Below are 24,800 nucleotides of genomic sequence, written 5' to 3' on the forward strand. Positions count from 1 at the left end.
GGCCTCACAATTCTGGAACAACGAGATCGGCGACAGGGCCATCGATATGCAGCTTAGCGCCGGTCATAGCCTGTAGCTCTTCCAGTGTCATCGCGGCAAGCTTTTCGCGCAGCACAAAACGGCCCTTATCAACGTCAATCACCGCATGGCTGGTGTAGATGCGCGTGATGCAGCCGACGCCCGTCAGCGGAAAAGCGCATTTTTCCACCAGCTTCGGCTCGCCCTTTTTGGTGACGTGCTCGGTGATGACCACCACCTGCTTGGCACCATGGACGAGGTCCATCGCGCCGCCGACGGCAGGCACACCCTTGGCGCCGACGCGCCAATTCGCGAGATCGCCGTTTTGCGCAACCTGATAGGCGCCGAGGATCGCCACATCGAGATGGCCGCCGCGCACCATGGCAAAGCTGTCGGCATGGTGGAAGAAGGCAGCACCTGGCTTCAGCGTAACCGCCTTTTTGCCTGCGTTGATGAGATCCCAGTCTTCCTCGCCTTCCGGCGGCGCTTCGCCGAAATCGAGAATGCCGTTTTCGGTGTGGAAGATCGCCTCGCGGCCTTCCGGCTGATAGCGGGCAACCATTTCAGGAAAACCAATCCCAAGATTCACATAAGCGCCATCGGCAATATCTTGCGCCGCGCGCCAGGCGATCTGGGCGTTGGAAAGCTTGATGTCCTCACGAGTATCGACGGTCATACGTAGGCCACTCCTGCCCGAATGAGTTCTTCTTCCTGCTGCGGGTTTGTAACCTCGACAATGCTGTCGACGAAGATGCCCGGCGTGATGATGTTCTCCGGCTCGATGCCGCCGAGCGGCACGATCTGCGACGCCTGCACGATGGTCTTGCCGGCAGCCATGCACATCAGCGGATTGAAGTTGCGCGCCGCCATGCGGTAATTGAGATTGCCGTGAATATCAGCCACGTGCGCCTTGATCAGCGCGAAATCGGCCTTCAGCCAGCGTTCCTGCACATAAGAGCGGCCATCGAATTCAGCGATCACCTTGCCCTCGGCAAGCTCAGTGCCATAGGCAGTTGGCGTATAGAAGGCCGGGATGCCAGCGCCACCAGCGCGGATGCGTTCGGCGAGCGTTCCCTGCGGAACCAGCTCAAGCTCGATTTCACCAGCCAGATATTTGTCCGTGAAGGCGCGCGGATCGGACGAACGCGGAAACGAACAGATCATCTTCCTGACCAGTCCCGCGTCGATCATGGCGGCAATGCCGATGCGACCGTTACCAGCATTGTTGTTGATGACCGTCAGGTTCTTCGGCCCCTTGTCGATGAGCGCGTGAATGAGTTCAATCGGCGCGCCCGATCCACCAAACCCGCCGATCATCACGGTCGCGCCATCGCCGATCCCAGCAACCGCTTCCGCAAGGCTTCCTATTGTCTTGTCCATATTTTTCTCCTCAGACGACCGCAGCGCCAAACTCGGGCCGGGCAGTACGCATGCCGAAAATTGGGGAACCGTCTTTCAAAAATGCGCTCGAGATTGAATAAAACGATGCCCCCTCGACCACAATAGGTTTGTGCGTTATGCTTACTTTGTTCGATAATCGCACAAATACGGAGATTGCCTGCGTGCAGATCAAGGATCGCGACATGATGGGCGGGCTGGCCAAAGGCCTGAAGGTTATCGAGGCTTTCACCTTCGATCATCCGAGGCTCAGCATTTCCGATGCAGCGGAGATTTCCGGTTATGATCGCGCCACAACGCGGCGCTGCCTGCTGACATTGGCCGAGCTTGGTTATTGTGCCTATGACGGCAAATATTTTACGGTGACACCGCGCATCCTGCGGCTTGGCACAGGATGCCTCGCCTCGATGCCGCTTCCGCGTATCGTGCAGCCATTTCTCGACCGCCTGTCGGACGAAATCCGCCAAAGCACGTCCGTTTCCATTCTTGATGAGACGGAAATCGTTTATGTCGCCCGTGCGGCGCAGCAGCGCGTCATGTCGGTGATGCTGATGCCGGGATCGCGATTGCCAGCCTATTGCACCTCGATGGGGCGGGTGCTGCTGGCGGCCTTGCCTCATGAAGAGGCGCTTGAAACGCTGAATGCGAGCCAGCGCATCGCCCGCACACCCCGGACGGAAACCGATCTGGCACGCATCATGGAAGAACTGGCCCGCGTCCGCGAGCAGGGCTATGCAGGCATTGATCAGGAAGTGGAAATCGGCCTGCGCTCCATGGCGGTGCCGCTGACCAATTTTCATGGCAAGGTGGTTGCGGCGCTGAATGTCGGCCTGGCTTTGACCGATGAACCGATGGCCGACGTCATCACACGTTACCTTCCCGCGCTGAAAGCGGCACAGGCGGAAATATCCCGCACTCTGCGGTAGAGAGATTGCCAGGCGCAAAACGCCGGCCTGTTTGCGACAGACCGGCGTTACGATGGTCAGTTTTCGACCACTTCCGGCAAGGGCTTGTCCACGACCATGGCATGATCGAGCACGCGTTGCAGGTTGGCGGCATGGCGGAAACTCGGCTCCAGCCCGACACCGTCAGCCACGGCACGGGCAAAGCGCTGATAGTTCGTCTCAACGATACCGGCATCGATATCCCGCCAGACCGGCGTTTCGATATCCTCGCCGATAGAACCGCGCAGGCTTGATCCGGTGGGTGTATGGAGCACTTCCAGCGCGCCCTTGTCGCCATGGATGCGCAAGCGCAGCTCGTTCAGATGGCCGGTCGCCCAGCGGCTGGCATGAATGACACCCAGCGCACCATTGGCATATTCCGCCATCATGACGAAGCTGTCATTGGCATCCAGCACATATTCGCCAATATGGTCGTTTTCCGCCTTGTCGAAAGTTTTGAGCCGAGCGGACGCCCGCTGCACATCGCTGCCGATGGCATAGGATGCGAAGTCGAGGATATGAATGCCGACATCGCCCAGAACACCATTCGACCCATGGCGCGTGGAAAGCCGCCAGAGCCATTTGCTCTCGGTCTTCCAGTCGCCCCACGTCTTCGACACCAGCCAGCTTTGCAGATAGGACGCCTCGAAGTGGCGCACCTGTCCGATTTCTCCGGCCAGCACCATTTCGCGCGCCTTCTGCAAGGGCGCAACATTGCGATAGGTCAGATTGACCATATTGACGACATTGGCCTGCTCGGCGGCATCGGCCATTTCGGCGGCCTTTTCATAGCTTTCCGCCAGCGGCTTTTCGCAAAAGACGTGCTTGCCCGCGCCGACCAGCGCCAGCGTGGTCGGGTGATGAATGGCGTCGGGCGTCACATTGGCGATTGCATCAAAACGGCCCCATTCCAGCGCATCCTCAAGCCGCGTGAAGCGGTTGTGAATGTCGTGGTTTTCCGAAAACGCATCGACGCGCTCCGCCGACACATCACAGGCCGCGACAACCTCTACGCCATGGATCGCCCCGAAGGCTTCGGCATGGTTTTTCGCCATGCCGCCAGTACCCAGAATAAGAAGACGCATCTTGCACCTCAGCGATAGCCGGCTTCACCGGCCTTGTGCAGCTTGGGTCCACGCTCGACAATCGGCTCCAGCGCTTTTTCGACCGGAACATTCGGCGCGGCGTGGATGCCCGTCCATGCCGGTTGCGGATTGTACGCCCATTTGACCGAATTGCGCAGAACGGTTTGCACATTGGCATCGTGATAGGTCGGGTAGGTTTCATGTCCGGGGCGGAAATAGAACACATTGCCCGCGCCGCGCCGCCATGTCATGCCGGAGCGAAACACTTCGCCGCCCGCGAACCACGAAATGAACACCGTTTCCAGCGGCTCCGGCACGGAGAACTGTTCGCCATACATTTCTTCGTTCTCGAGCACGAAATTCTCATCCAGTCCCTGCGCGATTGGATGGCCGCGATTGACAACCCAGACGCGCTCGCGCTCGCCCGCCTCACGCCATTTCAGCGCGCAGGGCGTGCCCATGACCCGCTTGAAGATTTTGGAGAAATGGCCGGAATGGAGCACGATCAGCCCCATACCTTCGAAGACGCGCCTGGCCACGCGCTCCACCACCTCATCGCTGACGGCACCGTGATCCTTGTGCCCCCACCAGACCAGTACATCGGTCTCGACCAGACGCGCTTCCGGCAAGCCATGATCCGGCTCCTGCAAGGTGGCGGTCGTCGCTTGAATGGCGCTGTCGGTATTCAACGCATCGGCAATCGTGTTGTGCATGCCGTTCGGATAGACCGAACGCACCGTTTCGTTGATCTGCTCGTGAATGTTTTCACCCCAGACGATTGTGCGAATAGGCACGGATATTCTCCTTGCTGCGGGCATCACGGCCCGGTTGTTTCATCTCATTGAGCTTGGGAGGTCGGCGTCAAACGGCGCGGCCCTTTTCATCGAAGCGATGAATATTGTCTCCTGCGGGGGAAACCGAGAGCGTCTCGCCGGATTTGCGCACCGCGACACCGCTTTCACGGACCACCAGCGGTTCCTCCAGGCCAAGATCGATATAGACATAGGTGTCGGAACCGAGGATTTCGGTGTGGATCACCTGACCGGTCCAGTGGCCGCCCTCGGACACAACGGCGAGATGCTCCGAACGCAAACCCACCGTATGAGCACCGAAAGGCTCGGCATGTTGGCCGGTCAGGAAATTCATCTTCGGCGATCCGATGAACCCGGCGACGAAAAGCGAGTTCGGCTTTTCGTAAAGCTCAAGCGGCGTACCCACCTGCTCCACACGTCCATCGCGCAGCACGCAGATGCGGTCGGCCAGTGTCATCGCCTCCACCTGATCATGCGTCACATAGATCATGGTGGTGTCTTCCATGCTCTGGTGGAGCTTGGCGATCTCAAGCCTTGTAGCCACACGTAGCGCCGCATCGAGGTTGGACAAGGGTTCGTCGAACAGGAAAACCTTGGGATCGCGCACGATGGCCCGGCCGATGGCCACGCGCTGGCGCTGGCCGCCGGAAAGCTGGCGCGGCAGACGCTCCAGATAGGGCGTCAGTTGCAGCATCTCCGCAGCTTTATGAATGCGGCTCTTGCATTCGTCCTTGCTTTTGCCTGCAAGCTGCATGCCGAAGGCCATGTTTTCATAGACCGTCATATGCGGATAAAGCGCATAGGACTGGAACACCATGGCAATACCGCGCTTCGACGGGGTGAAACTGTTGACCACGGTTCCGTCAATGGCAAGACTGCCGGACGTGATCTCCTCCAGCCCGGCAATCAAACGCAGCAAGGTGGATTTTCCGCAACCCGATGGACCGACAAAGACCATGAACTCACCGGGGCGGATATCCATATCCACGCCCTTGATGACATCGAAGTTGCCGAAAGACTTGCGCACATCGCGCAATTGAAGTTCTGCCATGACTATACTCCTAGCCCTTTACGCCACCCGCCGTCAGACCGGAGACAATCCGCCGCTGGAAGATGAGCACGAGGATGACGAGGGGAACCGTGACGATGACCGAAGCCGCCATGATATTGCCCCAGGGGATTTCGAACTGGCTGCTGCCGGACAACAGTGCGATAGCCACTGGCACGGTGCGCTGACCGCCGGACGAGGTGAAGGTGAGCGCGAACAGGAACTCGTTCCATGCAGAGATGAAGGCAAGCAGACCTGTCGTCACCAAGGCGGGCCACATCAACGGCATGAACACCCGCGTTATGATGACCCAAGGCGACGCGCCGTCGACGATGGCGGCTTCCTCGATCTCCACCGGCAGATCGCGCATGAAGGTGGTGAGCACCCACACCGTGAAAGGCAAAGTGAAGATCATGTAGGAGAAGATCAGCGCCAGCGGCGTGTTGAAAATGCCCAAGAAACGGATCAGCTCGAACAGACCGGCCAGCACGGCGATCTGGGGGAACATCGACACCGAAAGAATGGTGAGCAGCAGCAGCCCCCTGCCCCTGAAGCGAACCCGCGCCAGCGCATAGGCCGCCGTTATCGCCAACAGAAGCGAGATCGCCACCACAACTGTTGCCACCAGCAGCGAATTGCCGAGACTGCGCAGAAAGCTGCCCTGCGTCAGCACGCTGGTATAGTTTTCAATCGAGAAATTGGTCGGCCAGTAATCGACCTGAAATAGCGCCGTTCCCGATTTCACACTGGTGATAATTGCATAATAGAACGGGAACACTGCAACCAGAATAATGATCGCCACAAGAAGATAGAAGCCAGCTAACTTTATGCACCGCATCTTCTAGTCTCCCCTGCTGGTGATGTTCACACGCCCGAAGAACATGTAGAGCAAGGTGATGGCAGCGATGATGAGGAACAGCATTGTCGATGCCGCCGCGCCATAGGCAAACTTGTCGAAATCGAACAGATTTTCACGCGCAAAGACCGACATGGTTTTTGTCTGCGCATTGTTGGGCGTCAGCACATAGATAAGATCGAATATGCGCAGCGCATCCAGCATGCGGAAGATGATCGCCACCATCAGCGCCGGGCGGATCAGCGGCAGCGTCACGCGCCCGAACACTTTCAGCGGATGCACGCCATCGATCCTGGCCGCTTCATAAATATCCGTCGGCACCATCTGCAAACCGGCCAGAATAAGCAGCGCCATGAAGGGCGTCGTTTTCCAGACATCGACAATCAAAACCGCGATCATTGCTGTGTCCGGATTGGCGGTCCAGGCGATTTTCTGGCTGATAAGCCCGAGATTGAGCAGGATGTGATTGAGAATGCCGAACTGGTCGTTGAGCATCCAGTGCCAGATCTTGGCCGAGACGATTGTGGGGATCGCCCACGGGATCAGGATCGCCGCGCGCACCAGACCGCGCCCCGGAAAATTGGCGTTGAGCACCAGCGCCACGATCAGTCCGAACACCGTTTCCAGACTGACCGAAAGCAGCGTGAATTTTACCGTGTTCCAGACCGCGCCCCACCATGCCGGGTCGGCCAAAAGTCCACGATAGATGGTACGGCCGCTCTTGAGCGTCACCCAGGACAGATAATTATTGAAGCCGACAAACTCTGCTGTGCCAAGGCTGGTCAGCGAGGCATTGGTGAAGCTGAAATAAATGGTTCTAAGCAGTGGCCAACCGGCCACCAGCGCCAGCACGAACAATGTCGGGGCGAGAAACACCCATGCAGACCGGATGCGCTGGCTGCGCAGATCGGAATGCACGCGCAGCTTTGACGGCGCGGCCTCCGCACGATCGAAAGAAGTCTCTGTCATGATCCAGCTCTTGGTCCTGCCCAGAGGAATATGAGCGTTCGGGTCGCCCACCTAGGGGATGGGCGGGGCTTGGGAGGACAACCCGAACGCGGCTTGATCGGTCCTTACCAGCCGGAACCTTCCAGCTCGGTCAGCTCGACCTCAAGCATTTCGAGATTCTCCGCAGCCGTTCCGTTGCCGGAGAGTGTCTTGTGAACCGCCGTCCAGAATTTTGACGACACTTCATTATACTTCACCTTCGTCGCAGCCGACGGACGCGGCACGGCATTCTGGAAAATCGGCTTCCAATTGGCCATGAAAGGCTGCGCCGCAATGACATCCTTGTCGTCGTAAAGCGCTTCGATGGTCGGCAGGCGCGAAATCTCGACCGCCTGCACCTTCTGCACTTCCGGCGAGGCCAGATATTTCACCAGAGCGATGGCTGCTTCCTGCTTGGTCGAATATTTGGACACTGCAAGATTCCAGCCGCCAAGTGTGGAGAATGGAGCATCTCCATCGGCGCCAGCAGGCAGTGGAGCAACGTCGAACTTGCCCTTCACGCCGCTATCGGCGCTGTTGCCCAGCGCATAGGCATAGGGCCAGTTGCGCATGAAGACCGCATTGCCGGTCTGCCAGACACCGCGCGATTCCTCTTCCTGATAGGCCAGCGCGCCTTGCGGCGAGATCGATCCGATCCAGCCCTTGGCGCGGTCGATGGCTGCGGCGGCCTTCTCATTATTAATCGAAATCGTGCCGTCGGCCTCGACGATCTGGCCACCGCCCGACGACTTGATCCATTCAAGCGCGTTGCAGGTCAGCCCTTCATAGGCATTGCCCTGAAAGACAAACCCCCAGAGATCGGACTTGCCGTCGGCCCGCTCCTTATCCATGATTTCCTTGGCGGTCGCCGTCATTTCATCCCAGGTTTTGGGAACCGTCTTGCCGTATTTTTCGAGAAGATCCTTGCGGTAGAACAAGGCGGGCGCATCCGTATAAAACGGCAGCGCGACCAGCTTCCCATTGACGGTCTGCGATGCAATGATCGATGGGAAATGCGCAGCAGTAACATCCTTCGTTGCCTCGGTGAGGTCAACAAACTGGTCGGACAATTGCGGTGCCCAGACCACATCGGTCTGATAGACGTCGATATCTGCATTGCCTGCCGCCAGCCACAGGCGATACTGGCTGAACTGCTCGCTCGATGACGGCGGCATCGAAACGATATTGACCTTGTTGCCGGTATCCTTCTCGAATTTGACGATCTGGTCCTGCAAGAACTTGATGTTGTTGCCCGTCGAATTGGCAGCGAGCGAAATTTCCACCGCCTGTGCGCTGACTGTCGCAAGGCCCAAAGCCACGCAGGCCGCGAGCATTCCCTTTATTGATTTCATTGTTCCCTCCTCCCATCCATTCTGTAAGCGGTTGTTCAAAATCGAAAACGGTTTGGATAGCAAAAAGTTGCAGAGGACCGCATTTCTGTCAAGCAACAGATTCTCGCAAAATGAACAGGGTTTGGACCTCTTCATATATCTCTATATCTTTCAATATCTTGAGAAAGACACGTTCGTCGGACGATGGCCTTGCGCCTGACGCGAACGCGGTTTGATGCTTCTTTTTGAAACGAACTTGAAAGCGGTTTGGATTTATAGCACAATGATAATCAGCCACGTCGCTCTGCGACGGGCACGCCGATTGTTAATCGCAAGGAAGCGGCTATAATCCCGCCGCCTTGCCCGCCTCTCAACTCGACATGCCAAATGAAACTTCGTGAATTTGCCAAACAACTGGGGCTTTCAGCCACGACCGTCAGTCGTGCATTAAGCGGCTATCCTGAAGTCGCCGAGAGCACGCGCAAGCGGGTGATGGATGAAGCCGTTCGTCTCGGTTATCGCCCCAATGAAAATGCGGTCAGGCTTGCAACCGGGCGTGCCGGAGCCATCGGCGTCGTGATGGGGCGCAACAGCGAATTTCATTTTGCAGAATTCATGCGCGGCATGGCCGAGCGGCTCAGTCAGGATGAGGTGGATATTCTCGTCAGCCCAATTTCCCACAATGGTACGGATGATGAAGTTCAGATTTGCCGCCGCCTCGCGACAAGTCGCCGGGTCGATGCAATCATCGTGACCTCACCGAAGCCGAATGATGAGCGGATTCGGCTGCTGCATGAACTCGGCATGCCGTTTCTGGTGCATGGACGTTCGGAAACCGACATTCCGCATGCCTGGCTGGATATCGACAATGAAGGCGCGGTCTGTCGCTCGACGGCGCATCTGCTGGATCTTGGGCATCGCCGTGTCGCGATGATCAACGGGCGCTATGGCTTCACATTTTCGCTCCACCGCGACGAAGGCTATCGCAAGGCGCTGGAAAGCAGAGGCGTTCCCTTCGATCCCGATCTGGTGGAGCATGGCGATTTTACCGACGAAATCGGCTATCGCCTTGCACTCAAGCTCTTGGAGCGCAACCCGCGCCCGACCGCCTTTGTTGCCGGATCGATGATGACGGCGCTTGGCATCTATCGCGCGGCGCGCTCGTTCGGGCTGACCATCGGCAAGGATATCTCAGTCATCGCCCATGACGATGTCATCTCCTTCCTCAGTGCCGAAAATATGGTGCCGTCGCTGGCGGCCACGCGCTCATCCATGCGGGCGGCGGGCAAACGCTGCGCCGACCTTCTGATGGACATTCTCGACGGTCGCGCCGCGACCGATATCCACGAACTCTGGCCGGTTGAACTGATCTTAAGAGATTCCGCCACGCGGGTTCCTGAAAACAGCTGATAGAGCCAATACACAGAACATCATAGGCGAGGTTCAAGTGAATCTGGCATAATCTTCGTCATGAGACTGACAGAAGTTTCTATTAGTTAGTCGGAACAGGCGTCGTCGGGGCTGGCTATAAGGAGTTCGCCATTGACCGAAATCGAACTGAAGCTCGAAATTTCCCCTGCCGATCTCGAAAAGATCGCTCTCTCCAGCTTTTTGGGGCAGCCTGCCGCCACGCGGGAATTGCACTCGGTTTATTTCGACACTGGCGATCGCCGGCTTTTCGATAATGGTTTCACCTTGCGCATCCGCCGCTCCGGCGAGAAAACCATCCAGACCGTAAAGGCGACCGGCTCCAACGCCTCGCTTTTCGCCCGTTCCGAATGGGAAACCCCGGCGCGAACAAACACGCCCGTGTTCGACTATAACAGCCCACTTCTCAACCGCTTCGGCCCGATCGAACGCGATCTTGTCGTGCAGTTTGAAGTTGTCACCAACCGCCGCATCTGGAACCTGACTGAAGGCACCTCCAGGATCGAAGTGGCTGCCGATGCCGGAATCGTCATGGCGGGTGACAGGCAGGCGCCCTTTCACGAGATCGAACTGGAATTGAAAGGCGGCGATCCACGCCAGCTTTTCGCCCTCGCCCGCAAGGTCAACGCAATCGTTCCGGTGAAGATTGGCGTTCAATCCAAATCGGAACGCGGCTACCGTTTATTGTCGGCCATGCGCAATGCCGCCAAGGCCGAAGCAATCGGTCTGGAGCCGCGCCTGACTGCGGATGAAGGTTTCCGCATGATTGCGCTTTCCTGCTTTCGGCAGTTTCGCCTGAACGAGACCTTGCTGCTGCAAAAGGGACATGCGGGCAGCCTGCATCAGGCGCGCGTTGCCATCCGGCGGCTGCGCTCGGCGCTGTCACTTTTCAAACCCCTGCTGGATGAAAATGCAAAGCGATTTTCGGACGAATTCCGCTGGCTGGCCAACACACTCGGCGATGCCCGCAATCTGGATGTGCTTCTGCTGAAGGCCGCCGATGGAGAACTGTGGGAAAAACTGGAGACCGCCCGCAAGGGCAGCTATGCCAAAATCGTCGAAGCACTTGCGTCGGATCGCAGCCGAGCGCTGATGCTCGACTTCAACGAATGGTTGCTCTGCGGTGACTATGCCAAACATCCCGACGGTGGAAAGCCCGTCGAAGATTTTGCCGCAAAAGCGCTCGACCGGATGCGCAAGAAGCTCAAGAAGCACGGTCGCGACCTTGCTGAAATCGACGATGAACACCGGCATGAGGCTCGAAAAGACGCGAAGAAATTGCGTTATGCGGCAGAATTCTTCGCACCACTCTTTGCCGACAAGCGGGGGCTGCGCCGGTACAAGAATTTCAACAAGGCAATGGAAGCGCTGCAAGACCGGCTGGGTGCGCTCAACGATCTGGCCATCGGCCACGATGTGCTGAAACAATATGGCATTGAAGAAACGCCGGAGGCTCAGAAGCTGATCTTCCATGCCGATAAAAAACAGCTGATCGAAAAGGCGCAGACGGCGCTCGACAATGTTCTCGACGCCAAGAAATTCTGGCGCTGAAGCATAAGGGGCGCCTAATGCAAAGCCGTTTCATTTTTCGGCTTCCCGTGTTCTAACATCCTCGCGGGTGGAATGGAGGAGGACCGAAAATGAACAAAACGCCGACAGCTGATGAAAACATCTCCGCTTCGCGCCTGATCGATAAGCGCGTCGCGGAGCTTGCCGACTGGAGAGGCGAAACGCTGGCCAAAGTTCGCGCCATCATCACCAAAGCCGATCCGGCAATCATTGAAACATGGAAATGGCGCGGCGTACCCGTATGGGAGCGCGATGGCATTATCTGCACGGGCGAGACTTATAAGCAGGTCGTCAAACTGACTTTCGCCAAAGGTGCATCGCTGGACGATCCAAGCGGTCTGTTCAATTCCAGTCTCGAGGGCAATGTGCGCCGGGCCATCGATATTCGTGAAGGCGAAGAAATCGACGCCGATGCGCTCACCGCGCTCGTTCGCGCCGCCATCACGCTCAACAGCGCAAAGCCAGCCCGAAAGAAATAGGGCGGCGGAGCTTTCGCGCCGCCGCCTATTCTTCTGCAAATTCTGCGACAGATCAGTGCGCTGCTGCTTCGCTCTTGCGAACCGCAGCCACATCACCAGCCGAAACCGCGCCCGCCTTGTTGCCCCATGCGGAGCGAACGAAGGAGGCGAGGTCCGCCACTTCCTGATCCGTCAGGCGATCGGCATAGCCCTGCATCACAAGACGCATCGGACGCTTTGCCGTCGAAGGCACTTCGGCACCGTGCAGGATGACCGAGATCAGCGGCTTCACTTCCGAACCTGTCACCAGATCATTGTCAGCCAGTTCCGGGAAAATTCCCGGCGCACCCTTGCCGGTCACGAAGTGGCAGGCAGCGCAATTGTCGAGATAAAGACGCGCACCCACCGGCATGTCCGGAGAGGCTTCCGTCAGCATCTTCGCGGTTGCTTCGCCAGCGGCATCGGCAGGTGCTGCCGGAAGCGCCGTGGAAACCTTGGCCGCGAAGCTCTGCGGAACCTCGACAGTCGCCCCATCGACACCCTTGAGGAAAGCAGCAATCGCGAGATTGTCGGCATCCGTCAGGTGCTGGAGTGAATGCTCGACCACCAGACCCATTTCGCCGTTTGCGGTCGAATAGGAATTGCGACCCGTTGCGAGATAGGTGGCCATTTCCTCGACCGACCATTTCTGTGGAGCCGATTGCGGGCCGCGCAGCGCAGGCGCGTTCCAACCGTCGATGACACCGCCCGACAGGAAATTCTTGTCGCCCGCACTGACACCATCCTGCGCCATGAAGCTGTTGCGTGGGCTGTGGCAGGCCGCACAATGCGCCGAACCTTCGACCAGATACTGGCCGCGCTCCTGCACCTCGTTCTTGCCTGCGGGCGTGAAGCCAGCCTTGTGCGTCAGCGCGAGCCAGTTCCAGGCGCGGATGCCGAAGCGCATATTGAACGGGAAGCCCAGTTCGGTCTGCTGGACGTCGTTCTTCACCGGCTGCACATCGTGCATGAAGTAATCGTAGAGCGCACGAACATCTTCTTCGGTCAGCTTGCGATAGTTTTCGTAAGGCATGGCCGGGTAAAGATGCGCGCCATCGGCACGAATACCGTCATAGAGCGCGGCGCGGAACTGATCGAGCGTCCAGTTTCCGATACCGCTTTCCTTGTCCGGCGTAATATTGGTTGTCCAGATAGTGCCCATCGGGCTTGCAATGGCGCGACCACCGGCAAACGGCTTGCCGCCATCGGCCGTATGGCAGGCCATGCAGTCGGACGCATACATGACATATTCGCCCTGACCCTTGGCCGGTTTCCAGTCAGCGGCCAGTTCCTTCGTCGGCTTGGTAAGCTGCACGGGAACGAACAGGAATGCCAGGAGCGCGACGATGCCGAGAACGACGAGAACACCGATTATGCGAAGAAAAGTTTTCATCACCGTTCTCCTCAAACCAGCGGACGCGGATTGGAAAGATACTGCGTGCGGATCGCATGTGCGGTCCAGTAAGCAAGGCCGCCGAGCAAGCCGGTCGGGTTGTACTGGGTGTTCTGCACGAAGTTACCCGCGCCAAGCATGAACACATTGTGCTTGTCCCATGCCTGCGAGAAGCGATTGACGACGCCCTCACGTGCATTTTCCGACATGATGTGCCCACCGGTCGTATGCGTCGTCTGATAGGGACGAACATCGAACTGCGCACCTTCCTTCTTGAAGGAGGACTGTATCAGGTCCGGATTCATGGTCTTGGCCAGCGCTTCCGCCTTGGTCTTCATGAACTGGGTCATCCGGATATCATTCGGATTCCAGTTGAAGGTCATGCGCATCAGCGGACGACCGTGCGGGTCCTTGTAGGTCGGGTCAAGATCGAGATGGTTGGTCTTGTAGGACATGACGGAACCATGCGTTCCGATGTTCATCGAATGGCCATACCATTCGGCAATCGCCTTCTTCCAGCCAGCGCCCCAGCCAGGCGTGCCGGAGGGCAGCGTCATGCTGCGGATCGGCTGGCCGTTGGTCTGGCCCGTGCGCCAATAGGCACCGCCGATGAAGCCCTCACGACCGAAATCGATCTGGTTGATGCCGAAATCATCGATACACATGCCGTTAGCGCCAGTACCGATGAACGGATTGAATTCCTCATCCTTGAAGAACAGCGTCACGCCGCCGGTCAGCTGATAGGCGTAGTTACGGCCCGTCACGCCTTCGCCCGTTGCCGGATCGTAAGGCTGTCCGATGCCCGACAGCAGCGCCAGATGCACATTGTTCAGCTGGAACGACGACAAAATGACGAGATCGGCAGGCTGGAAGACTTCTTCCTGCGTCTTGTCGTCGAAATAGGTTACGCCGGTTGCGGTCTTGCCATCCGGGGCCATTTCAACGCGCAACACTTCCGATTCCGTGCGATAGGAGAAGTTTGGCATCCGCTTCAGCGCATCGAGGATCGTCGTTTGCGGCGACGACTTCGAATATTGATAGCAGCCATAGCGCTCGCAGAAACCGCAATGATTGCACGGTCCCATCTGCATGCCATATTCATTGACATAGGCCGTCGAAGCAATGCCCCCCGGCGATGGGAACGGGTGGTAACCGGCGGCTTTTGCCGCATCGGCAAATTTGCGACCGTCCCAGGTCGTCTTCATCGGGGGCATTGGGTATTCGTTCGAACGCCAGCCCTCAAACGGGTTGCCGCCCTCAACGATCTTGCCCTTGATGTTACCGGCCTTGCCGGAAATACCGGCGACGCGCTCGAAGCGGTCGAAGAAGGGTTCCATCTCGTCATAAGTGACAGGATAATCGCCCAGAAGCATGTCTTCCGGGATGATCTGCTCGCCCCAATGCTCGCGCACGTGAGAACGCAGTCTAAGTTCTTCGGCCTGCGGACGCCAGTTAAGGCCGTTCCAGTGCGTGCCCGCACCACCCACGCCGTTGCCCGGCAGAAACGAACCGAAGCTGCGGTAAGGCAGCGCGTTTTCATCCGCATGGCGGCGCACGGTGACGGTCTGCTGGCTGGCGCGCTGCATCATCTTCAGACGCACGCCGTATTTCAGTTCGTCGATCATGTTCGGATATTTGAAATCTGGCACGGTATTCTGATCGTGGCCACGTTCCAGCGCGACGATGTCAAGGCCTTCCTGCGCCAGTTCCATTGCCAGAATGGAGCCGGTCCAGCCGAGGCCGACAATGACCACGTCTTTCTTCTTTTCCTGACGTGCCATGGTTAAGCCCTTTCGCCCTTGATCGAAACCGGACCCAGCGGGTAGGCCACATTGTAGCGCTCAACCCATTCCTTGTAGCTGCCGCGCGCACCGGGGAAGCCGATATAGGTCCAGGCCTGCATGCCGTGATTGCCGCCATACATCGGGTCGGCGAAATAGCCTTCCTTGGTGTTCTGGAGCAGCAGCGCGAAGAACTCGCGCAGTTCCGGCTGCAAACCAACCTCGCCCTTTTGAAGAGCGGTCAGCGCTTCATCCTGCTGTTCAGGGGTCAAAGCGGTAAAAGCGGCGCTATATTTCTGCTCGCACCAGCCATTGAAGGCCGGGATGCCCTGACGGTAAATCTGCGCCGGGTTGAGCGGGGTCTGCCAGCCGCGGGTCGGATCAGCCGACGGATCGTGCGGACCAACCATGTACCAGTCATCGGCACGGCCATAATCTCCGGCAAGCTGGAGATCGATGAAGACAGGGACGCGGGTTTCAAGGGCACCGGGGCCATCGCCATCCGACGGGATCAGCCTCGCCGTCGCGGCAAGGATAAATGCCCATTCGAGATCGTTAAAATATTGGCGTTCATGGTCTTCGAGCGGAACCGGGGGCGTCTTCGGTTCAGCCTGGGCTGAGACAGCCAGTCCTGAAAGCATGACGCTTGCTGCGGAGGCTTTCAGAAAACTGCGACGACTCGGATATCCGGGGAGGTCAGTCATTGTCGTTTCCTGCCAGTTAGGTGGGTAAGACGGAGGGATGCTTTTCTGAAATGAAACCGCATGGCGCGATTAAGAAAAACATAGCGTTCGATACACACCAGACTAGAACAGTTCAAATAACTTGTACCCTAGCTGTGCAAAACATGAGGGAATTCAGGGCCGCAAAGCCGCGCCTCCGGTAAAGAAACTGCCCGCCAAATGCCGGAAAATGGCCAAATCCAGCCCGCTATCGTCTATGTGATCACATCTATGTGATCACATCCTCATATACTCGAATATCGGGGCGAAACTGCAAATTTTACCGCTTGGACAAATAACAAAAAGCTAAGAGAGACTCACTCGGCCAGCGCATCCAGCGCTGGCCGAAGTGCGTTTAACCCGTCACCTCGCCCACCAGAGCGAGGTCGAAAACATGGTGGTGGATATGGCCGTCGAACATGGCCAAAAGGCCCTTGGTGGCCTCCCGGCTTTCATAGCGGATGGGTGAAGCAAGCGCTTCCGCCAATGCTTCCCGGCTGTCATACACCGTCCATAGCACCATCGGGTAGGATGGCGCGCCTTCGTCCCGTTCCACGGCGTAAAGCACGCGCACATCGCGGATGCCAGGAAACTGAAGCCACATCGGCATCAGGGTTTTCGCGACATAAGCCTTGAACGCATCCTCGCGCCCGGCATGAATAGCGCCTTCGAAGAAAGCCTGTCTGACAATCATCGGAAAACTCAATTTACCTTGGTGGGCGGAACATCGCCTGCGAAATAGGCCTGCAAATTGGCAAGCACCAGCTCACCCATGCCGATGCGCGTTTCGACAGTTGCACTGCCCTGATGCGGCATCAAAACGGTGTTGGGAGCAGTGAAGAACTCTTCGCGGATTGTCGGCTCGTTGACGAAGACATCAAGACCGGCACCGGCAATGACGCCATCCTTGAGTGCGGCCAGAAGCGCGTCCTCATCGATGACCGTGCCGCGCGCGACATTGATCAGGTAGCCCTTGTTGCCAAGCGCCGCCAGCACATCCTTATTGACGATATTGGCCGTGGAGGCATTGGCCGCCACGCAAACCGCCAGAACATCGCTGTGTTCAGCCAGTTCCACCGGCGATGCATGGGCAATCCAGTTCGCACCCGTCACCGGCGAGCGGTTCCAGTAATGCACCTCCATGCCGAAAGCCTCGGCGCGCTTTGCCAGCGACTTGCCGATCTGGCCAAGGCCGAGAACGCCGATGCGCTTGCCCTTGGGGCTGGTGCCCAGCGGGAAGGCCTGACGTTCAGCCCATTTGCCTTCGCGAACAAATCTATCGCCAAGCGCTACATGGCGCAGGACCGCCAGCATCAGAGCAATACCGGTATCGGCAACGTCGTCGGTCAATACGCCCGGGGTCGTGCTCACATGCACATTGCGGCCACGCGCAAAGGGCAGATCGACCTTATCCGTCCCGACACCGTTGATGGCAATCAGGCCAAGCGACGGCAGACGCTCGATCCATTCATTCGACAGGCCCGAGCCACCGCCGGTCACTACCGCGCGGATCGAACCCAAAGCCTCAGCGAGCGCCGCTTTTTCGTCCGCCTGGTAAAGCCGGTGAACCTTGTAAGCCGCATCGAGGCGTTCCTCGATTGCAGGCATCATCGGCTCCACGAGCAGAATTTCGTTCGTCACGTCAAACTCCAGTTCCAGATTGGGGGGAACACAGCGCGAAAGGTGGGAAATAGCTTTCGCGCCATGCGTCAGAACATATCATTTCGGGCGGTCAGGAAATCTGGCCGATAAAAGCTCTTGTCCGCTCATGCTTCGGATTGCCGAAGAATTCCTCCGGCTCCGCCATTTCGAGAATCTGACCCTGATCCATGAAGATCACCCGGTCGGCAACCTGTCGCGCAAAGCCCATTTCGTGGGTGACGCAGAGCATGGTCATGCCCTCTCTGGCGAGATCGATCATGGTGTCCAGAACTTCCTTGACCATTTCCGGATCGAGCGCCGAAGTCGGCTCATCGAAAAGCATGATCTTCGGATTCATGCACAATGCGCGTGCAATCGCCACGCGCTGCTGCTGACCGCCGGAAAGTTGGGCAGGATATTTGTCCGCCTGTTCGGGAATGCGCACGCGCTCCAGAAACTTGCGCGCCGTCTTTTCGGCTTCCGCTTTGGCGACGCCGCGCACCTTCATCGGTGCCAGCGTGCAGTTTTCCAGAACGGTCATATGCGGGAAAAGATTGAACTGCTGGAACACCATGCCGGTTTCCTGCCGGATGATATCGACATTCTTGCCGCCCGCCGTGAGGTCGAAGCCGTCGACAACAATGCGCCCTTCCTGAATGGTTTCAAGCTGGTTGATGCAGCGGATCAGCGTCGACTTGCCCGAGCCGGACGGGCCGCAAATGACGATGCGTTCGCCGCGCGCCACAGTCAGATTGATATTTCGCAGCGCGTGATAGGTGCCATACCATTTGTTGACGCCTTCCATCAGCACCGCAGTACCGGAGTCCTGCGATGCCCCGTGAGCCGTGTTCTGAGCCGTCTTAGTCATGTCGAGAACTCGCTTTGCTGAACGTGATCGCCTGATGCGGCGTTTGCGGCCATGCCCGGCCAATGCAGGGCATGGCGCCGGTCAAAAATTACTTCGCCTTGGAAACGAAATCCGGCAACGGAGAACCGAGCCATTTTTCATGGATCTTGTTCAACTCGCCGTCGCCCTTCACCTTCTCGATGAACTTGTTGACGAATTCGAGCATTTCAGTCGAACCCTTGCGCACCGCGATGCCCTGCACCTGCTGGCTGAGCTGGATTTTCTGCTCGTAACGGCCCGGTGCTGCCTTTTCGATTTCGGCGGCAACGACATTGGAAAGACCGATCAAATCGACCTGACCCGACAGGAGAGCCTGCACGGCGCTGGCATCGTCATCGAAGCGGCGGATATTGGCATCTTTCGGCGCAACCTTGGTTACTGCGGTATCCTGCGTCGAGGCACGCGCCACGCCGATGGTCTTGCCTGACAGGTCCTCCGGCTTGGCGACTGCGGCATCCTTCGGCCCGAAAACGCCGATGGAAATACCGGCATAAGGCTGGGAGAAATCGACGCTCTTGGCGCGTTCTTCGGTGATGCCCAGCGAAGCCACCAGCACGTCAACCTGTCCGCTCTGCAAATATGGAATGCGGTTCGGGCCGGTGACCGGCACGATCTGCGCCTTTACACCCAGCTCGGCAGCGAGCAACTTGGCCACATCGGCATCGTAGCCGTCCGGCTCGTTGCTGGTGTTCATGATGCCGAATGGCGGAAAATCGACCAGCATGCCGATCTTGATCGTGCCCGCCGACTTGATGCCTTCGACGGTCTGCGCGAATGCGGCTGGCGCAAAGGCAGTGGCAAGCGCGCCCGCGCCGATCAGTGTCATCGCTATACGTCTGGTGATATTCATGTTTTTCCCTTCCCTATTGTTAGACCGGACTCCTCGCCGGCAGATTAGAGCGCGCTCTAATCCCTTTTTGACGCACATCTTATCCGAAAACCGTTTCACACTTTTCGGGATGTGCTCTTATCTCGACAAAAGCCCCCGATTACCGAGCGGTTGCGCGAGAAAATTTGGTTTCCATGTTGCGGGCTAGTATCGAAAGCGGCCAGCACAGAATGAAATAGACAACCGCCACCGTGCCAAAGACCATGAAAGGGCTGAAGGTTGCATTGTTGATGATCTGGCCCTGACGCGTCAGTTCGGTAAAGCCGATAATGGCGGCAAGCGAGGTGCCCTTGATCAGCTGCACAAGGAAGCCCACCGTTGGCGCAACCGAAATGCGTGCAGCTTGCGGCAGAATGATATAGCGCATGCGGTTGTAGTAGCGCAGGCCGAGCGCCGTTGCCGCTTCCCGCTGGCCGGGCGGCACCGCGTCGATACAACCGCGCCAGATTTCGCCGAGGAAAGCGCTGGCATGCAGGGTCAAGGCGATGGCCGCTGCAATCCATGGATTGATGCCAAGGCCGAAAATATTGAGGCCGAAGAACACCAGAAAAAGCTGCATCAGAAGCGGCGTGCCCTGAAACAGCCGGATGAAGCCAAGCGCGATATAGCGCAGCACACGATTATCCGAAACACGCATCAGCGCCACGATCATGCCGCCAATGCCGCCGCCCACAAAGGCGATGGCCGAGAGCGCGATGGTCCACTGTGCCGCATAGACGATAATGAGAAATTCGTTCCAGCCGAAAGGTCTGATCATGGCCTTGCTCCTATCGGCTCAGGGGATATTTGAACGCCAGTTTCTCGATCAGCGAAAACACCGCCGAAAAACCGATGGACATGACGAGATACATGAGCGTGATGACGATATAGACCTCGAAGCTGGCGAAGGTCGCAGACTGGAGATCGTTACCGGCGGCGGCGAGTTCATTGGCCGAAATCACCGACACGACGCTCGACGTCAGCATCAGATAGATGAACTGGCTGGTCAGCGATGGATAGACCGTACGCAGCGCCGGTTTCATGATGATGTAACGGAAGACTTGCAGGCGCGAGAGGCCGAGCGCGGTGCCCGCCTCCACCTGCCCCTTATGGATGGACTCGATGCCTGCGCGGATGATTTCCGTGCCATAGGCGCCGAAATTCACCACCAGCGCCAAAAGCGCCGCACTGTTGGGCGACAGGCGCAAGCCCGCCGAAGGCAGACCGAAGAAGATGAAGAAAATCTGCACCAGAAACGGCGTGTTGCGAATGATCTCGATATAGGCGTCGATGACGAAGCGCACCGGCTTCGAGCCGGATGTCTTGCCCCAGGCGCACACAATGGAAACGACCAGCCCGAGCACCATCGCGGCGACGGAAAGCTCAATCGTTTGCCAGGCGCCGAGAAGCAGCTTGTCCATCGACGCGAACACGGGCGCGAAATTGAAATTGTACAATGCTGGAACCTCCCGGTCGGCGAATTGACTGGTCTTCCTCCAGACCAACCAAATTTAGATCGATCTAAATTCGTTTAACCCGTCTCGTCAATCATTAATTCGGATGAGACGATCAAATTTACCGTCAGCCCACGGGGCGTCCACAGGACTGGCGAACCTGCAAATAGGTCTCGCTGACGATCCGCTCTGCCGGTTTTTCCGGTTCGGCAAGCCGTGAAAGCAGCATTCTGGCCGCGTTTTCGCCAACCGTAACCGGACGCGTCGCGACTGAACTCAGGCGCGGGCGTGTCGCCTCGGCATTGCTGACATCGTCAAAGCCGATCAACGAAAAATCCTCGCCGATTTTCCGCCCGCAATCATAAAGCCCGGCGGAGAGACCGAGCGCTATCACATCGTTAAAGCAGATCGCCGCCGTTGGTTCCGGTTCCTGCTGAAACAGCAGCGGCGCGGCCCGGGCAATTTCCGGCATCGTGCTGGGCAGATGCACGATCAGTTCCGGGTCCAGCCCCTTTTCCAGCATGGCCTCGCGAAAACCCTCGACGCGTTCGCGATAGGCGGAATGCACCGGCCCGTGCACCGCAAAGGCGATGGTCTTGTGCCCCAACCCGGACAGGTGATTGACCGCCTGCCGCATGCCGCCTGCATAATCGACCCCGGCATAGTCAATCCGGTCGGTTACGTGGCGCAGCACCTGAACGGCTGGCAGGCCCCAATCGACAATCTGCTCGATGAAGCCGGGTTCGGTTCCAGCCGTCAGCGACACGATCACGCCATCGACGCCATGCTCGCGCATGCGCTGCATCAGCGTGTTCTGATTGGCGAAATTTTCATGACTGTTGGCCAAAAGAACGACCATACCGGCCTCGCCCACCACGCGGTCGATGCCCGCCAGAAGCTCGCCATAAAACGGATTGCCCAGTGTCGGAACGATCACGCCGACTGTGTTGGACCGGTCGGCGCGCAAGCTCGCCGCGCCCATATTATAGACGTAGCCGAGTTCTTGCAGCGCCTTCTCGACCTTCTCCCGCGTTGCCGCGCCGACAAGCGGGCTCTTGCGGATGACAAGCGATGCCGTGGCCCGCGAAACATTCGCATGGCGCGCCACGTCAAGAAGCGTAACCCGGCTTTTCTTACGGTCGTCGGTTGGCATAGTTCACCTGTCAGCATGCATCTGCTGCCGCAGGAAAACATCGCAAGTTGCTTCCTTCCGGCCAGATTCGAAACCGGTATATTCAGTACAGACAGATGAAATGGTCAATCCGCAACCGGAATAGCCAGCTTTTATTGCGCGGGTTTGATCGGCTTCGGCCGAAATTCGGGCTTCAGCGCTTTGAGCGCCATGCGGTCCACCACGCGCGGCGCGATCAGCTTCAGCCAGCGCCCCAGACGCATCTTGCGGGTCATCAACACCTCGCGTTTGCGCCTCCGCAAACCATACAGCATCAGACGCACCGCTTCTTCCACCGACATCATGTCGTCTTCGCGCACGCCACTAGTTCCGAGCGGCTCGCCGCTGGCGCCATAGCCGACCTTGCGAATATCGGTTTTCACAACGCCTGGATAAACAATCGTCACGGAAATGCCACTCGGCTCCAGTTCCGAGCGGAGCGCCTCGCAAAAGCCGGACAGCGCGAATTTCGTGCCGCTATAGGCCGAGCGTCCCGGCACACCGATCAATCCCGCGACGGAAGAGACCACCGCAATGCGCCCTCTGGTCTTTGCCAGATGAGGCAGCGCCGCATGGATCGGCCAGACGCTGCCAAAATAGTTCAACTCCATCAGATCATGCATCCATTGCAGATCTTCCGGCTTGATCTCCGCGAAATTGGCATGGGCCGACATACCGGCATTGACGATCAGCGTGTCGATCCGGCCAAAAGCCGATGCCGTCTTTTCGATCAGCGCAATGCAGGCATCGCGGTCGGTAACATCGGTCGGCACCACAAGCACGGTGCTGCCCTGCTGCCGCAATTCGGCTGCAAGTTTTTCGAGCTTGTCGACATTGCGCGCCGCCAGCACGAGGGCGGCCCCGGCGCGATCACGTTGCGCTATCTGGCGCGCGGTTTCAGCGCCGATACCGTCAGACGCGCCCGTTATAATCGTTACATCCATGTCGGTCTCCCTGCCGATACGATGGACGATTATGCCGCTGAAACGAGCCTGCTGGAACAGGATATTTGATAAAATCGCAGTTGCGTTAAACAGGCAGCGAATTAATTCGCCACCTAATGATCAGTTGACCTGCGCCGCATGAAGCTGCTGATAGCGCCCGCCCGAGCGGGTCACCAGCTCATCATGAACGCCCTGCTCGATGATGCGGCCTTCCTCCACCACGACAATGCGATCCGCATTGACGATGGTTGCAAGCCGGTGCGCGATGACCAGCGTGGTGCGACCTTCCGAAAGATCGGCAAGCGACTGCTGGATCGCCCGTTCGGTTTCGGTATCCAGTGCCGAAGTCGCTTCATCGAGGATCAGGATCGGCGGGTTTTTCAGGAAGATGCGCGCAATCGCCAGACGCTGTTTCTGGCCGCCCGAAAGCTTGACGCCGCGTTCGCCCACAACCGTGTCCAGCCCGGCGGGCAAGGCGGCAATCACGCCGTCGAGACGGGCGCGCCGCGCCGCTTCGAGGATTTCTTCCTCCGAAGCCTCCAGCCTGCCATAAGCGATATTGTCGCGGATCGTTCCGGCAAACAGGAACACATCCTGGCTGACAATGCCGATATTGGACCGCAGCGATTTCAGCGTCATGTCGCGAATATCGGTGCCATCGATGCTGATCGCGCCGTCGGTCACTTCATAAAAGCGCGGCAGAAGCGAGCAGATCGTCGTCTTGCCTGCGCCGGATGAACCGACGAAGGCCACCGTTTCGCCCGCCCGGATCGACAGGGTCAGATGTGCCAGCAGCGGCTTTTCCGACCGGTAACCGAAGCTGACGTCTTTATACTCAATGTCGCCATGCAAACGCTGCACGGACATGGCGTCCGGCCTGTCGGCAATATCCGGCTCCGTATCGAGAAAAGCCGAATAGCGCTGGAACCCGGCAATGCCCTTCGGATAGCTTTCGATGATCGAATTGATCTTTTCAATGGGTCGGAAGAACACACCGATGAGCAGCAGGAAGCCGACGAAACCGCCTTCCGTCAACTGGCCGCGCACGACAAACCATGCGCCCGCGAGCATGACGATGATCTGCACAAAGCGCATCGAAAGATAGGACAGCGACATCGAGGCCGCCATGATCTTGTAGGCCCGCAATTTGGTCGTCAGATAGTTGCGGTTGCTCTCGGCAAACAGCTTACGTTCGTGGTCCTCATTGGTGAAGGCCTGCACGACGCGAATGCCGCCGACATTTTCCTCAATCCGCGCATTGAACTCGCCAACGCGGCCATAAAGCGCGTGCCAGTTCGAGGTCATCCGGCTGCCATAGCGGATATTCACAAACGCCGTTAGCGGCACAACCAGCGCCGTAATCAGCGCCAGCGGCACATGAATCCAGAGCATCAGAACAAAGGCGCCGATCAGCGTCATGATGGCGATGAACAGGTCTTCGGGGCCGTGATGGGCCACTTCGCCGATCTCTTCCAGATCCTTGGTCAGCTTGGCAACCAGATGCCCGGTCTTCTGATTGTCGAAGAAACGAAACGACAGCTTTTGCAGATGATCGAAGGCCTTGCGCCGCATCTCGGTTTCGATCTTGATGCCGAGCATATGACCCCAATAGGTCACGACGACCTGCAAACCGGCATTGAGAATATAGATCAGCAACAGCCCGGCAACGGCGAGCGCGATTAGCCCCAGCTGATTGGTCGGTAGCAGGCGATCGATGAACAGCGTCACCGCAACCGGAAAGGCCAGCTCAAGCAGTCCTGCAAGAACGGCGCTTGAGAAATCAAGCGCAAACAAACCCTTGTGCGGTTCATAATAAGCAGCAAAGCGCTTCAGCAAACTGTTCATCGAAATTCTCGGCTTACACTTTTGGGGCTGCGTTCAAAGAGGCTTGGACACGCGCCCTCCCTAACGCCTGTTAGCAAGTTTTTGAATAGTGCGGCGTTTAT

At 57.9% G+C, this 24,800-nt stretch carries 24 protein-coding genes; 4 read left to right on the plus strand and 20 right to left on the minus strand.

The window, feature by feature from the left end; genetic code table 11:
• Positions 1-4: 4 nt before the first annotated feature.
• On the minus strand, positions 5-694 hold the full coding sequence (locus ABWW11_RS17925; protein ID WP_109366917.1) for a CoA transferase subunit B: 690 nt from the start codon (positions 692-694) through the stop codon (positions 5-7).
• Positions 691-1,398: a 3-oxoacid CoA-transferase subunit A gene (locus ABWW11_RS17930; RefSeq protein ID WP_109366916.1), complete on the minus strand. Its 708-nt coding sequence runs from the start codon at positions 1,396-1,398 to the stop codon at positions 691-693. The genes ABWW11_RS17925 and ABWW11_RS17930 overlap by 4 nt, the downstream gene beginning before the upstream one ends.
• A 137-nt stretch (positions 1,399-1,535) precedes the next feature.
• Here ABWW11_RS17930 and ABWW11_RS17935 point away from each other — a divergent pair, with 137 nt between their 5' ends.
• A complete protein-coding gene (locus tag ABWW11_RS17935) occupies positions 1,536-2,342 on the plus strand; it encodes an IclR family transcriptional regulator domain-containing protein (protein ID WP_371831098.1) in 807 nt (268 codons plus the stop codon).
• Between the two features lie 56 nt (positions 2,343-2,398).
• Here the strand turns inward: ABWW11_RS17935 and ABWW11_RS17940 are convergent, their stop codons facing one another.
• The 6 genes from ABWW11_RS17940 to ABWW11_RS17965 form a co-directional block, all read right to left on the minus strand.
• Positions 2,399-3,445 carry a Gfo/Idh/MocA family protein gene (locus ABWW11_RS17940; RefSeq protein WP_109366914.1) on the minus strand — a complete coding sequence of 349 codons (1,047 nt, stop codon included), beginning with the start codon at positions 3,443-3,445 and terminating at the stop codon, positions 2,399-2,401.
• An 8-nt stretch (positions 3,446-3,453) separates the two neighbouring features.
• Positions 3,454-4,239 carry a ThuA domain-containing protein gene (locus tag ABWW11_RS17945; RefSeq protein WP_109366913.1) on the minus strand — a complete coding sequence of 262 codons (786 nt, stop codon included), beginning with the start codon at positions 4,237-4,239 and terminating at the stop codon, positions 3,454-3,456.
• A 67-nt stretch (positions 4,240-4,306) separates the two neighbouring features.
• Positions 4,307-5,308: an ABC transporter ATP-binding protein gene (locus ABWW11_RS17950; protein ID WP_109366912.1), complete on the minus strand. Its 1,002-nt coding sequence runs from the start codon at positions 5,306-5,308 to the stop codon at positions 4,307-4,309.
• A 10-nt stretch (positions 5,309-5,318) separates the two neighbouring features.
• The gene (locus ABWW11_RS17955) at positions 5,319-6,143 is read right to left on the minus strand and encodes a carbohydrate ABC transporter permease (RefSeq protein WP_124915320.1); all 825 of its coding nucleotides are present in this window, start codon (positions 6,141-6,143) and stop codon (positions 5,319-5,321) included.
• A 3-nt stretch (positions 6,144-6,146) separates the two neighbouring features.
• Positions 6,147-7,130 carry a carbohydrate ABC transporter permease gene (locus ABWW11_RS17960; protein WP_109366910.1) on the minus strand — a complete coding sequence of 328 codons (984 nt, stop codon included), beginning with the start codon at positions 7,128-7,130 and terminating at the stop codon, positions 6,147-6,149.
• Between the two features lie 104 nt (positions 7,131-7,234).
• Positions 7,235-8,500, minus strand: a complete 1,266-nt coding sequence (locus ABWW11_RS17965) for an ABC transporter substrate-binding protein (RefSeq protein ID WP_121538456.1) — start codon at positions 8,498-8,500, stop codon at positions 7,235-7,237.
• A 366-nt stretch (positions 8,501-8,866) separates the two neighbouring features.
• Here ABWW11_RS17965 and ABWW11_RS17970 point away from each other — a divergent pair, with 366 nt between their 5' ends.
• The 3 genes from ABWW11_RS17970 (at position 8,867) to ABWW11_RS17980 (ending at position 11,955) form a co-directional block, all read left to right on the plus strand.
• A complete protein-coding gene (locus tag ABWW11_RS17970; RefSeq protein WP_109366909.1) occupies positions 8,867-9,889 on the plus strand; it encodes a substrate-binding domain-containing protein in 1,023 nt (340 codons plus the stop codon).
• A 132-nt stretch (positions 9,890-10,021) separates the two neighbouring features.
• On the plus strand, positions 10,022-11,458 hold the full coding sequence (locus tag ABWW11_RS17975; protein ID WP_235858970.1) for a CYTH and CHAD domain-containing protein: 1,437 nt from the start codon (positions 10,022-10,024) through the stop codon (positions 11,456-11,458).
• Between the two features lie 89 nt (positions 11,459-11,547).
• Positions 11,548-11,955, plus strand: coding sequence for a DUF1801 domain-containing protein (locus ABWW11_RS17980; RefSeq protein ID WP_109366907.1), 408 nt, complete (start codon positions 11,548-11,550; stop codon positions 11,953-11,955).
• Positions 11,956-12,007: 52 nt separating this feature from the next.
• Here the strand turns inward: ABWW11_RS17980 and ABWW11_RS17985 are convergent, their stop codons facing one another.
• The 12 genes from ABWW11_RS17985 to ABWW11_RS18040 form a co-directional block, all read right to left on the minus strand.
• Entirely contained in the window at positions 12,008-13,366 is a 1,359-nt protein-coding gene (locus ABWW11_RS17985; protein ID WP_121538454.1) for a cytochrome c, read from the minus strand.
• Between the two features lie 11 nt (positions 13,367-13,377).
• Positions 13,378-15,147 carry a GMC family oxidoreductase gene (locus tag ABWW11_RS17990; protein ID WP_109366905.1) on the minus strand — a complete coding sequence of 590 codons (1,770 nt, stop codon included), beginning with the start codon at positions 15,145-15,147 and terminating at the stop codon, positions 13,378-13,380.
• Between the two features lie 2 nt (positions 15,148-15,149).
• Positions 15,150-15,851, minus strand: a complete 702-nt coding sequence (locus ABWW11_RS17995) for a gluconate 2-dehydrogenase subunit 3 family protein (RefSeq protein WP_109366904.1) — start codon at positions 15,849-15,851, stop codon at positions 15,150-15,152.
• 373 nt (positions 15,852-16,224) lie between these two features.
• Positions 16,225-16,563 (minus strand): EthD domain-containing protein, encoded by a 339-nt coding sequence (locus ABWW11_RS18000; protein ID WP_109366903.1) that lies wholly within the window; start codon positions 16,561-16,563, stop codon positions 16,225-16,227.
• An 8-nt stretch (positions 16,564-16,571) separates the two neighbouring features.
• On the minus strand, positions 16,572-17,522 hold the full coding sequence (locus tag ABWW11_RS18005) for a 2-hydroxyacid dehydrogenase (protein WP_109366902.1): 951 nt from the start codon (positions 17,520-17,522) through the stop codon (positions 16,572-16,574).
• A 79-nt stretch (positions 17,523-17,601) separates the two neighbouring features.
• A complete protein-coding gene (locus tag ABWW11_RS18010; protein WP_109366901.1) occupies positions 17,602-18,378 on the minus strand; it encodes an amino acid ABC transporter ATP-binding protein in 777 nt (258 codons plus the stop codon).
• 88 nt (positions 18,379-18,466) lie between these two features.
• The gene (locus ABWW11_RS18015; RefSeq protein WP_109366900.1) at positions 18,467-19,267 is read right to left on the minus strand and encodes a transporter substrate-binding domain-containing protein; all 801 of its coding nucleotides are present in this window, start codon (positions 19,265-19,267) and stop codon (positions 18,467-18,469) included.
• A 139-nt stretch (positions 19,268-19,406) separates the two neighbouring features.
• Positions 19,407-20,063 (minus strand): amino acid ABC transporter permease, encoded by a 657-nt coding sequence (locus ABWW11_RS18020; RefSeq protein WP_109366899.1) that lies wholly within the window; start codon positions 20,061-20,063, stop codon positions 19,407-19,409.
• 10 nt (positions 20,064-20,073) lie between these two features.
• Positions 20,074-20,742 carry an amino acid ABC transporter permease gene (locus ABWW11_RS18025; protein ID WP_109366898.1) on the minus strand — a complete coding sequence of 223 codons (669 nt, stop codon included), beginning with the start codon at positions 20,740-20,742 and terminating at the stop codon, positions 20,074-20,076.
• A 124-nt stretch (positions 20,743-20,866) separates the two neighbouring features.
• Positions 20,867-21,892, minus strand: a complete 1,026-nt coding sequence (locus tag ABWW11_RS18030) for a LacI family DNA-binding transcriptional regulator (RefSeq protein WP_109366897.1) — start codon at positions 21,890-21,892, stop codon at positions 20,867-20,869.
• Between the two features lie 131 nt (positions 21,893-22,023).
• Positions 22,024-22,854, minus strand: a complete 831-nt coding sequence (locus ABWW11_RS18035) for an SDR family oxidoreductase (RefSeq protein ID WP_109366896.1) — start codon at positions 22,852-22,854, stop codon at positions 22,024-22,026.
• A 120-nt stretch (positions 22,855-22,974) separates the two neighbouring features.
• On the minus strand, positions 22,975-24,699 hold the full coding sequence (locus ABWW11_RS18040) for an ABC transporter ATP-binding protein (RefSeq protein WP_109366895.1): 1,725 nt from the start codon (positions 24,697-24,699) through the stop codon (positions 22,975-22,977).
• Positions 24,700-24,800: the final 101 nt, after the last annotated feature.

Origin of the sequence: Brucella sp. NBRC 113783 (assembly GCF_040372265.1) — a bacterium.
Taxonomy (GTDB): Bacteria; Pseudomonadota; Alphaproteobacteria; order Rhizobiales; family Rhizobiaceae; genus Brucella; species Brucella teleogrylli.